Annotated in this window: 6 protein-coding genes and 4 tRNA genes; 4 read left to right on the top strand and 6 right to left on the bottom strand. The window is 41.4% G+C overall.

The features are described from left to right. Positions 1 to 30: 30 nt before the first annotated feature. Together KF872_08825 and KF872_08820 are read left to right on the top strand one after the other, a co-directional pair. Positions 31 to 759 carry a L,D-transpeptidase family protein gene (locus tag KF872_08825; protein ID MBX2903646.1) on the top strand — a complete coding sequence of 243 codons (729 nt, stop codon included), beginning with the start codon at positions 31 to 33 and terminating at the stop codon, positions 757 to 759. An 11-nt stretch (positions 760 to 770) separates the two neighbouring features. Beyond that, positions 771 to 1,406 carry a phosphatidylserine decarboxylase gene (locus tag KF872_08820; protein MBX2903645.1) on the top strand — a complete coding sequence of 212 codons (636 nt, stop codon included), beginning with the start codon at positions 771 to 773 and terminating at the stop codon, positions 1,404 to 1,406. Here the strand turns inward: KF872_08820 and KF872_08815 are convergent. Continuing rightward, positions 1,369 to 2,202, bottom strand: coding sequence for a hypothetical protein (locus KF872_08815; protein ID MBX2903644.1), 834 nt, complete (start codon positions 2,200 to 2,202; stop codon positions 1,369 to 1,371). The two genes, KF872_08820 and KF872_08815, sit on opposite strands and share 38 nt — an antisense overlap. 209 nt (positions 2,203 to 2,411) lie before the next feature. Between KF872_08815 and KF872_08810 the strand changes: the two genes are divergently transcribed. Continuing rightward, entirely contained in the window at positions 2,412 to 8,246 is a 5,835-nt protein-coding gene (locus tag KF872_08810; protein ID MBX2903643.1) for a gliding motility-associated C-terminal domain-containing protein, read from the top strand. A gap of 406 nt (positions 8,247 to 8,652) precedes the next feature. Then, the gene (locus tag KF872_08805; GenBank protein MBX2903642.1) at positions 8,653 to 9,771 is read left to right on the top strand and encodes a protein kinase; all 1,119 of its coding nucleotides are present in this window, start codon (positions 8,653 to 8,655) and stop codon (positions 9,769 to 9,771) included. Positions 9,772 to 9,975: 204 nt separating this feature from the next. Here KF872_08805 and tuf read toward each other — a convergent pair whose 3' ends face one another. The 5 genes from tuf to KF872_08780 all read right to left on the bottom strand — a co-directional run bounded on the left by tuf (position 9,976) and on the right by KF872_08780 (position 11,769). Next, positions 9,976 to 11,172: an elongation factor Tu gene (gene tuf / locus KF872_08800; GenBank protein MBX2903641.1), complete on the bottom strand. Its 1,197-nt coding sequence runs from the start codon at positions 11,170 to 11,172 to the stop codon at positions 9,976 to 9,978. A 59-nt stretch (positions 11,173 to 11,231) separates the two neighbouring features. Further along, a tRNA-Thr gene (locus KF872_08795) sits at positions 11,232 to 11,303 on the bottom strand. A gap of 32 nt (positions 11,304 to 11,335) precedes the next feature. Beyond that, a tRNA-Gly gene (locus KF872_08790) sits at positions 11,336 to 11,411 on the bottom strand. A 98-nt stretch (positions 11,412 to 11,509) separates the two neighbouring features. Continuing rightward, positions 11,510 to 11,592: transfer RNA gene (locus KF872_08785), tRNA-Tyr, on the bottom strand. 104 nt (positions 11,593 to 11,696) lie between these two features. Beyond that, positions 11,697 to 11,769 (bottom strand) — tRNA-Thr (locus KF872_08780). Positions 11,770 to 11,836 lie beyond the last annotated feature (67 nt).

Raw genomic sequence — 11,836 nt, 5'->3', positions numbered from 1 at the left:
GGTAATGGTTTTTAACTTTGAGTTTTATACATGTTTGTATTAGGGTTTTCTTTTTTATTGATGAATGCTATGGTACGCGATACAAGTTTTTTGGAGCGCCAACTTTCTTTTAGTCGCGTAGATGCCGCAATGGATAGGCATATTGAAAGAATAGAAGACCAGTGTGCTAAAGTTGGCAGCGATAAATTCGATGAAATTTATTTGCGGGCATTTAAGCAAGAAAAATTATTAGAAGTTTGGAAATTGGTTGGCAGCCAATATGTGCTGTACGACACCTTTCCAATATGCCAAGCATCGGGAGAATTGGGTCCCAAAAAGAAACAAGGCGATAGGCAAGTGCCGGAAGGTTTTTATGAAATAAATGTATTTAATCCAGCCAGTAATTTTTTATTGTCGCTAGGATTAAACTATCCCAATAAGCGCGATGCCATAGTAAACAAGCCACCTCGCGGGGGCGATATTTATATTCACGGAAAGTGTATGAGCATTGGTTGCCTTGCAATGGAAGATTTGCCTATCGAAGAAATTTATTGCGTGGCATTATTGGCAAAAGCAGCGGGGCAACAGCAAATTCCGGTACATATTTTTCCATTTAAAATGAACACCCAAAATATGAGCCAGTATTCTTTACACGAAAAAGGAGAAGTGAAACATTTTTGGGAAACACTCCAGCCCATGTATAAAAACTTTGAAGAAGAAAAGAAAATAAGCACCTTCTTTGTAACCGAAGATGGTAAGTACATAGTGGCTAAACCATAACAGCAAACAACATGAAATATATAAAATACACACTCTATTCGCTGAGCATTATTCTATTGTTGCTTTTAGCATATTATCGGTTTTGGTTTTTGCGCTTGCCCGAAAGAACTTTCAACACAAATGAAAACACCATTGTGTCTCCGGCAAATGGTTTGGTGGCAAGCGTTTCGGCTTACAACGATAGTTTTATTGAAGTTCACAAAGGAAAATATGGTGTTATAGATGTGTGGACAAAAGATGTGGACACAGCCGGCACCATTATTTCTATAGTAATGAACGTAACCAATGTACATTACCAACGCGCACCGCTTACTTCAAAAATTGCTATGCACCGCTACACAGCCGGAAAATTTAATAATGCGGTGGCAAACGATAATCCATTTGGCATCCGCTTCGAAAATGAGCACAACGAAATACTGTTTGAGTCGCCCGCAGGAAAGCGCATAAAAATCATTCAAATTGCAGGATTGCTTGCCCGCAGAATTGAAGATTTTGTGAAGCCCGAGCAGCAAGTTAAAAAAGGAGAAGTAGTTGGATTAATAAAATTGGGCAGCCAAGTTACCGTGGTGTTGCCTAAGGGCGTGAAACCTTTGGTGCAACCCGGTCAAACTATTTTAGATGGCGATCCTTTGGCCGTTTTTGAATAAAGGAATAATCTATACACCCAAGCAGCACACACAATACAAACATAATAAAGGCACCCGGCAAAGGTGCTAGAATATGGTATTTTGCTCCGGTAAAAGCATGAGTTTGCCAAAAGAGTTCCGGAGCGTCTATTCGGCTTAAAGTAAAAATAGTATAGGTGTTTACTTGGCTCTGGTGCGCAGCAAGAACTCCGCTCAGCACCAATACACAAAAAAATATTAGCAACACAAAAAGTACGCGATATTCATTTCGTTTCCAAAAAGGGAGCAACACGGTTTTTCTTTCTTTTTCAATAATCTTAAGAACAAGAATGGCAAGCCCTGCACCTAAAATGTCTAACACCAAATCGTTGAATTCATAGTATTTATTATAGTTTCCATACAGCAAAGAATATTGAACCCATTCATCTATAAGCATAAACGGCAGACATAAAATTACTGCAGCACCCGCATTGCAAGTTGCTCCATATAACAGCAGCGCCAGCAAACCAAACTCTAAAGCATGAATAATTTCAATATTCATTTCAAACAAAAAGAGCCAATGCAAAACCAGTAGAGCCAGCAGTATGAATAAAAAGAAAAGTAAGTCGAATCTTTTATTCAGAAATACTTTCCATGAGCAAAAACCCAATACCAACGCACCAATTGCAAGCGAAAAATTGCGAACCAATACATTGTAAACCAGCAGCGAAAAATGATTCATTACTTTGATAGAAAGCTGCACAAACCAATCGTGTAAAAACACAATGGCTAAGCCATATACTATTGCTAAACTACCAAGTACCCACCGCTTACGCACCCAACAAAAAAAGAAAAAAAATTAAGCACATAAGTGCAACATTAAAGCAGTGTATTTTGGGGTTTCAAATATTTGCTACACTATATTTTCTGTGTAAGCACAAAAAAGTTTTTGCAAGGGAAAATTTTTACTTGTTTAGCAACGAAAGAAAGAGTTCTCTCATCTCATTGTTATTAAATGTTTAACGGACAAGTAATTTCCCTCACTCAATGAAAAAAATTCTACCTGCGATTATTGCATTTTTATTTGCGATTGCAGCCCAAGAATCTAAAGCAACCCACTTAATGGGTGCCGACTTAACTTATGAATGTTTAGGTTCCGGCCAGTATAGATTAACGCTCAAGGTTTATCGCGATTGCAGAGGAGTAGATGCAGGCTCTATGCAATCGGTAGCATATAGTTCCCAGCAGTGTGCCGTAAACAGCTCTGTGTCGTTGCAGTTGATATCGGGTTTTCCCAAAGATATTACACCTACTTGTCCGGGTCAGTCTTCTGTTTGCAGCAATGGAAATTTGCCTTACGGAGTGCAAGAATATGTTTATCAAGGCGTAGTTACCTTGCCTCCCGGTTGCGGAAACGATTGGGTATTTGGCTGGACCAGTTGCTGCCGGAACAATGCCATCAATACGCTTACAAATCCGGGAAGTAACGATATGTTGGTACACACAACCATAGATAACACCCTGAGTCCGTGTAACAGCTCACCAATTTTTTCTGTTCCACCGGTACCGTTTACTTGTATTAACCAAGCGGTAAGTTTTAACCCGGGAGGTACCGATTTAGATGGCGATTCTTTGGCATTTTCGTTTGCCGTTCCACAACAAACATCGGGAGGAGTAACATATAAAAATCCATACAATGTAAACAACCCGCTTTCAACCTCCGGAGGAATCACCATAAACCCGGCAAACGGAGATGTGAGTTTTACTCCCAACCAAACACAGGTAGCAGTAATTGCAGTTCAAATTAAAGAGTATAGAAACGGGCAACTTATTAGCACCATTGTGCGCGATATTCAATATACTATTATCAATTGCAGCAATCAAAACCCTACTATTTCAGGAATAAATGGTGGCAGCAATAATTCTGTAACTATTTATGCCGGGCAAAATATCTGCTTTGATGTAAATAGTGCCGATGCCGATGCTTCTGATGCGGTAAGTATGAGTTGGAATCAATCTATTCCGGGGGCTACTTTTAATACCTCTTCAGCAAACCATCCCGTAGGAACATTTTGTTGGCAAACCACACAAACAGATACCGGATCGCATATATTTACCGTTTCAGTACAAGACAACAACTGTCCGATTACCGGGCAGGGAACCCGCTCGTTTACTATTATTGTTTTACCTTGTCCACAGCCTCCTGCAGTTGCCGGACCGGATGTGGCGCTTTGCCCTGGGCAAAGTACTACGCTTAGCGGTTCTACCACAGCGCCTCCGGCTAATGTGCAAAGTTTTGTTTGGAGCGATGGTGTAAATACCCAAAATGGACAAACATGGACGGTAAGTCCAACTCAAACAACAGTTTATACTTTTTCGGTAACCTATACCGATGGTTGTGTGAAAACAGACCAAGTACTGGTGCGAAGAAGTTCTAAACCAACCATTACGGTTTTCCCGGCAAATGCAACACTGTGTGCAGGATCTTCTATTCAACTTACAGCCACTACCAATGGAGCCGTGCGGCAGCAATGGTTTCCGGCTACAGGCTTAGATTGCGATACTTGTAAAATAGTAGTTGCCTCTCCGGCAAACAGCACTGTTTACAAAGTTGTTTCGTATAATGCCGATGGTTGTCCAAGCGATACGGCTTTGGTAAATATTACCAGCAGCCCGCCACCGCCACCACAAAGTTGTCAAGTATTATATGCTACTCCAACCGGAACCGGAACGGGAAGCATGGCAGACCCAACAAATTTATTAGGAGCAATTGCAAAAGCGCAATGTAATAATGCCTTAATAAAATTAGCGGTAGGTACTTATACTATTGATAATCCAATTACCAATATCACTAGTTATACAACTATAGAGGGTGGGCACGATCCGGTTACTTGGACAAAAACAAGCACACCGGGAGCTACCACTATTTATAGAAGTGCATTAAATATGGAAGGCAATACGCTTGCAGAAAAAAGATTGGTAGCAATTTATCTCAACAGTCAGGCATATTTTCGTTTTCAAGATATAACCTTTCAAACGGCTGATTGCCCAGCTTTAGCGCTTACAGATAGTTCAGGCGCATCTAATTATGTATTTCATATAACCAATTGCTCTAATTACGATTTCGTTCGCTGCCAAATTATACCGGGTAAAGCAACCGATGGAAGAAGCGGCTATTCTCCTCCCGGCATTGGACAGTCCGGCACAGGAGGTGTTGGTGGCAATGGCGGTGCAGGAAACCCAAGTACAGGTTGCGATTTAAATGGTACTGCAGGCACCGCAGGTACTGCAGGCTCTAATAATGCAGGCTCCGCGGGTTCTGCAGGAACAGGAGCAGTAGGCGACAATTGCAATATTTTTGGATGTGGCGCCAGCGCACGGAGTGGAGGCAATGGAGGCAATGGTGTTGCAGGAGCAGCTGGAATTGATGGTCCCGCAACCAATCCTTCTCCTGTTACTACAACTCAGTTTTTTCAGGTGGGCGGTAAAGGAATTGATGGAACTAATGGTGTTGCCGGAGGCGGAGGCGGAGGCGGAGGCGGAGGCTCTAAAGGAACGAGCTGCACTTGTAGTATCAATGGTGTTCCCAATGGCGGTAGAGGAGGAGATGGAGGCAATGGCGGGTTGGGTGGAACTGCCGGCTGGGGCGGAGGTGGAAGCTTTGGCGTTTATTTATATAACAACGGTGCCGGAGCCAAGTTTACAGATTGTGATATAAACACGGGTGTTGCTGGCATTGGTGGTGTAGGTGGCGTTGGTCAATTAGGAACTGCCGGCAGTGCTGGAGTTGCAGGAACCACCACTACTGGCTCGTGTAGCCCAATGTCGTCCGGAGGAAATGGAGGAAGTGGCGGAAATGGTGGTCGTGGTGGAAACGGACAGCCCGGTGCAAATGGTGTGGGTGCAGCCATTATTTCTAATGGTACCGCACCAATTGTTACCAATGGCGGAACAGCACAGCCTATAGCTGCTGGTGTAAACAATCCTGCAAAATTCAATTTAGCTTCTCAACCAACTATTTCGGCAACCAACACTAACTGTACCTTCCGGAATATCGGATTTTCTTCGGCTTCGGCAGGGGCGTGGAATTTTGGAGCAGCAGCAACACCGGCTACTGGTAATGGAGCTTCGGTAACTACTCAATACACGGCTTTTGGAAGAAAAGACATTGTTTTTAGTAACAATACCTATACCGGATTTACCATTATTCCTATAGATGCAAACAGCTATATTCCTGAAATTACAACCTCTGCAACTCAAGTAGGCACATCAGATACATTTTTGCTTTGCCAAGGACAAATGGCAGATTTTTATGGTGTAATTCCCGGAGCAGATTCTTTCTTTTGGGATTTTGGAGGCGCATTGGCCGTAAATACTTTGCAAGGATCGCAGTACGATGAAGTATTGAATCAGCAATTCAATACACCAGGGGTGTTTAAAGTAAAACTGCGGATTAGCACATCTTGTTGCGGTTATTCTCCATACGATTCAATTTATATTTGGGTAGATACTTACCCACAGCTTAGTTTTAATGGCTATTTAGGATACTGCCCGGGCGATAGTGCTACTATTACTGCAACGGGCGCAGCGCGCTATGAGTGGGCTCCACCAACCTATTTAAGCAGTACCACATCTCCAACCGTAGTAGCAAAACCACCAACAAACTATAATTATTTCCTTACAGGATATAGCGCTTCGGGCTTGTGTGTTGCCGATACTTTTTTTGAAGTAGTGGTAAAAGCTCCGCCTACACTTTCTTTTGCAATAAATCCGGCTATATGCGGCCCAACGGGAAGTATAGCAGCCATTCCGGATGCAGCAGGTAGCTACACCTATACTTGGCAAAGCCCAATAACCGATACCGATTCGTTGGTAACAGGTTTGCCGGTTGGCGGATATGATGTAACCGTTACCGATAATGCCACAGGATGTACTTCTACCGGAAATGGTGTAATTGGCTCCGGAGGAGGATTAACGGCTTATATTGATAGTTTGACACCCGTAATTTGTGCCGGAGCTTGCAATGGAACTATTAGGGTAGTTGCAATTGGCGGTAGTGGAAACTATTCTTTTCAATGGAGCAACGGAAGTGCTACAAGAGGACTTACAGCTTTGTGTCCGGCTACATATTCTGTAACTGTAACCGATGTAAACTCTAATTGTACGGCTACAGCCACTGGCGATATTTTTGAACCGCAGCCATTGGTTCCGGTATTATTAGACACCACAGGCACAACCTGTTCATCTTCTTGCGATGGTGCGGCAACGGTTGATGCCAGCGGGGGAACGGGAACTATTACCGTTATTTGGGATTTACAAGGAAACCCAACCGGAAACACCCAGAGCAGTTTGTGTGGCGGCAATACAAAAGTATATATTGTTGATGGTAATAATTGTGTGGACTCTATTCAGTTTATTATTCCTTCACCACTGTCATCGGTGGCAATAGATTCTGTAATTACAAATATCCAATGTGCAGGAGGTTCAAACGGAGCTATTGATGTTACACTTACTGGAGTTGGCGGACCGTGGACTACCCAATGGAGCAATGGTGCTACTACAGAAGATATTCAAAACTTAACTGCGGGTTGCTATACCATAACAGTAACCGACACCACAAACTGTGCGGTAGCAGGAACTACTATCTGTGTACAAGAGCCAACGCCACTCGCGGTTTCAGATTCAGCAGTTCACATTAGCTGCTTTGGCGAAACCGATGGCTGCATTTATTTGAACGTATCGGGAGGTACGCCAAATTACAGTTTTAGTTGGTCTAATGGTGCTGTTGTGCAGCCTAATTGTAATTTGGCAGCAGGTGCCTATGATGTTACGGTAACCGATGCCAACAATTGTACATTGGCATTACAAAGTATTGCCGTAACTGAGCCTTCTCAATTGGCATTAACCACACAAACCACTCCGGTTTCTTGTAAAGATTTTAGCGATGGCACAATTACTGCCACCGTTTCGGGCGGTACGCCAATCTATACTTACAGTTGGAGTCCGGCAAATGTAGATAGTAACTTTGTTGAAGGATTAAACACCGGTTTATACAACCTTACGGTTACAGATGCAAATGCTTGTACTATTGTTGAGCAAAATATTTTTGTAAACGAGTTGCCGGGCATTACATTGTTACCATTAGTGATAGATGTGCTTTGTCCGCCACTAGAAAATGGAGCAATTTACATGGCACAAACGGGAGCCGTGGGTACCACAACTTATGCATGGAGCAATGGTGCATTTTCGCAGGACATCACAGGCTTACCTTCGGGGATATATGCTTTAACTGTAACAGATAGTAGGAACTGTAAGGCCGATACGGTTTTAGAAGTAAGGAACGATTCTATCTTTAGAATAATGGCTTCACCAAACGATACTTTTATTCCTTTGGGAGGCAAGGTAAAAATTGAGGTAGAAAACACTCCCGGAACAATGGTAGCAAGCTATAATTATAGACCCACATTGTATTTAAACTGCCCAAACTGCTCTTCTACCATAGCTTCGCCAATGGCTTCTATGCCTTATGTAATTACGGCAGTAGATACCAATGGTTGTATTTGGAGCGATACCGTAAATATTACAGTAGTGCCGGAGTATCCGGTGTTTGTGCCTAATGCTTTTAGCCCTGGTGGAAACGATGAGCGCAATGCTTTCTTAGAAATTTTTGGAAATAAAGATGCTTGGAAACAAATGCAGTTCCAGTTGTTTAACCGATGGGGCGAAAAAGTGTACGACTCTTACGATAAACACTTTAAATGGGATGGCATGTATGGTGGTAAATACCTACCGGGTGGTGTATATGTTTATACACTTTCTATTACATGGATAGACAACTATTCCAGAAGCGATTTTAAAGGCAGTATTACATTGCTTCGCTAAACAGCGTTGTGTTGGCACCACCTCAAGCGGTGGACAAATTCTATATCCAAAAACAGACAATAGAATTGGGCTTATTGCTGCATATAAAGATATAGAAGGGAATAGAATTGCATCAAGCAACACAAGAGAAACATAAAGGCAACCATACTTTTATAAAGTATTAGTTGGCTGCAAGGCTATCGGACGACTGCGAACACATTGACAGAGTATCAAAAAGACGTTGAATGACTGTCCCCGTGTTAGTTGTTTCGGCAGACTTTGACGTAGTTATTTTAGAAGTTGTTCTTTCTTTTTAGTTCGGTGTTGGGGGACAGTAATTCAGCGTCTAAAAGAACTTGTTAACGGACTGACAATTATCCGATACCTTGACAATAAATATGCAATCACACTAAAATGAAATTCTGCGATGATAGATTTAAGAGAACATAAAAATATAGACTTGAGCGAAGCTACTACTTTAAAAGAAGAAGCTGCATATTTATTTAAAGATAATATTTCTGGCAAAAACCTTGTAGCAAAGTTCATTGGATATTATGACGACAAAGAAGATGAATACCTATTAGGTGAGTTTAAAAAGCTGTTCATACTGTCAGCAGAACCTGAAATTGGGACAGTTTACTATTTGGCTACATCTATCATTAAAGGGGTGAAAAGAAATTGCTATGTAATGGACTATGTTCAAGGCAAAACAATAGGTAACTTGCATAGCGAAAATGAAACACTATCCACAGAATTAGTGATTAGTATTATTAAGCAACTCGCCTCAGGTTTAGAAAAAGCACACAACTATGAAGTATCTCACGGGGATTTGCATGAAGCAAATATCATAATTGACAACTTTGGCTATCTAAAAGTATTTGATTTTGCGTTTTGGGGGAATAAAATTGACTTTGAGAAAAATGTCCATTTCGACATAAAATGCTTCAATGAGATAATTAGAAAGTTGATTGATAAATGTCCTAAACATGATGTAACAGTTACAAGTATGATTTTGGATTTATGTAACTCAATAAAATCATTTAAAGACCTAAGACATCATATTCACTTAATTGAGAAAGTTGCATTTGATTTTAATCTTCTTGACGAAATAGGTAAAGTAATTATTTCACTAATAATACAAGAAGTGCCATTTGATATTACCCTTTCACTTTGCCTGACAGAGAAGGATATTGAAATTCCTTACAATCCTGAATTTGAACAAACCGAACAAGAAAAAATGTATATGGAGAAAGAAAATGATGCAACAGGAAAGCTAAGACTTAAATACTCTGACCAAAGAATGGCAAGAATAGAAGAACACATACAAAACATATTCACTAAAAGATTGCATCAACTAAAACAAGCTGGACTTATTGACTGGGAGGTTTGGGTTTCAAATTCAGGTCAAAAATTTTTAGGACCATACAATTACAACTATCAAATTTTCCTAACACCTAAGCTACTTAAATGGAAAAAAACAAACTCAATAATTAGCTTTTTGCCTGACGTTACTGGGACAAGTTTGACACAAAAATTGATTGAGTAGCCAACAATTGGGAAGAAGCCCGCCCGCCCGCAAAACCGAAAACCGCAATGAGTAAAAGGGCTGTGCAATCATTCACGTTATATGCATCCGTAGGTTGTTGGTACAATTAAAGGATGGAGCCCTTGTTGATGAACTTTTGCGATAACTGCCAAATAAAAATGGCCGCCTTTTGGGCAGCCATTTCATTATGTTAGTAAGGTTTAATTACTTAACGATTTCAGTTACCTGACCGGCACCTACTGTACGTCCACCTTCGCGGATAGCGAAACGTAAACCTTTTTCCATCGCAATAGGATAGATGAGTTTTACATTCAAGGTAACGTTATCGCCAGGCATTACCATTTCTACACCTGCAGGAAGTGTAATTTCGCCTGTAACGTCAGTAGTACGGAAGTAGAACTGAGGACGGTATTGGTTAAAGAATGGAGTGTGACGACCACCTTCTTCTTTGCTTAATACGTAAACTTCGCATTTAAACTCAGTGTGAGGAGTTACGGTGCCTGGTTTAACAATAACCATTCCACGCTTAATGTTATCTTTCTCAATACCGCGCAACAATAAACCAACATTATCGCCAGCTTCGCCACGGTCAAGAATTTTACGGAACATTTCCACACCAGTAACGGTAGATTGTAAAGGTTTGTCGCCTTCTTTTTGTAAACCGATGATTTCAACCGGATCGTTAGAGTTAATTACACCACGCTCAATACGACCAGTAGCAACAGTACCACGACCAGTAATTGAGAATACATCCTCAACAGGCATTAAGAATGGTTGATCAACTGCACGAGGAGGAACCGGAATCCAATTATCAACAGCTGCCATCAACTCTTCAATTTTAGCAACCCATTTTGGATCTCCATTTAAACCACCCAAAGCAGAACCTTGAATAACAGGAATGTTATCACCATCAAAGTTGTAGAATTTTAATAAGTCGCGGATTTCCATTTCGCCTAATTCTAAGAACTCAGGATCGTCCACTAAATCTACTTTGTTCATGAACACAACAATTTGAGGAACACCTACCTGGCGAGCCAACAAGATGTGCTCACGAGTTTGAGGCATAGGACCATCTGTAGCGGCTACCACAAGAATAGCTCCGTCCATTTGCGCAGCACCTGTTACCATGTTTTTGATATAGTCAGCGTGACCTGGGCAATCTACGTGTGCGTAGTGTCTGTTTTCTGTTTGGTACTCAACGTGTGCAGTATTGATGGTGATACCACGCTCTTTTTCTTCAGGAGCGTTATCAATTGAGTTGTAATCACGTTTTTCAGCCATGCCTTTATTAGCAAGTACTGTTGTAATAGCAGCAGTAAGTGTGGTTTTACCGTGGTCAACGTGGCCAATAGTACCAATGTTTACGTGCGGCTTGTCTTTTACGAATTTCTCTTTAGCCATTTTTTCTTTTTTTAATGGTTGATGTAATTGTTTATAGTTGTTTGTTTTAAACTTACTTGAGCCGTTGATGAGAATCGAACTCGCGACCTCTTCCTTACCAAGGAAGTGCTCTACCACTGAGCTACAACGGCTTGTTAAGGAATTTTCCACAAAACTCCTTTTATGGAGCGGGAGACGAGGCTCGAACCCGCGACCTACAGCTTGGAAGGCTGTCGCTCTACCAACTGAGCTACTCCCGCATTTTTAAAAGAAAACCTTAGCGGTAGCAAACCATATAAAGTTGCTGCCTTGTTTAAGCAATCTTTCAAAATTCTTTTTTAAAGAACGTTATTTATTGTGGGGGAAGATGGATTCGAACCACCGAACTCCGAAGAGGACAGATTTACAGTCTGTTGCCGTTGGCCACTTGGCTATTCCCCCGGCCTTTCTTTCTGTGCTTTCGCTGAAAGAAATATTTTTTCAAGAATTATCCGAAAACAAGTTCAATCTAATCCTCAAAGAAAAAACTTTAAAGAAAACGATAGAGCCAGCGGAGGGATTCGAACCCCCGACCTACTGATTACAAATCAGTAGCTCTACCAACTGAGCTACGCTGGCTTTTGATTATTTTCGGTTAATATAGATAAAGTGGCAAAACACACTTATCCACACTTGTTTTCAAAAA

It is taken from the genome of Chitinophagales bacterium (assembly GCA_019638515.1).
Lineage (GTDB): Bacteria > Bacteroidota > Bacteroidia > Chitinophagales > LD1 > UBA7692.
This window is presented reverse-complemented; position numbering and strand designations above follow the sequence as displayed.

What these genes read in the sequence shown, in the direction of transcription:
- KF872_08820 (MBX2903645.1), top strand. Translation starts at nt 771, where the DNA reads ATGAAATATATAAAATACACACTCTATTCGCTGAGCATTATTCTATTG.
- KF872_08805 (MBX2903642.1), top strand. Translation starts at nt 8,653, where the DNA reads ATGATAGATTTAAGAGAACATAAAAATATAGACTTGAGCGAAGCTACT.
- KF872_08825 (MBX2903646.1), top strand. Translation starts at nt 31, where the DNA reads ATGTTTGTATTAGGGTTTTCTTTTTTATTGATGAATGCTATGGTACGC.
- tuf (MBX2903641.1), bottom strand. Translation starts at nt 11,172, where the DNA reads ATGGCTAAAGAGAAATTCGTAAAAGACAAGCCGCACGTAAACATTGGT.
- KF872_08810 (MBX2903643.1), top strand. Translation starts at nt 2,412, where the DNA reads ATGAAAAAAATTCTACCTGCGATTATTGCATTTTTATTTGCGATTGCA.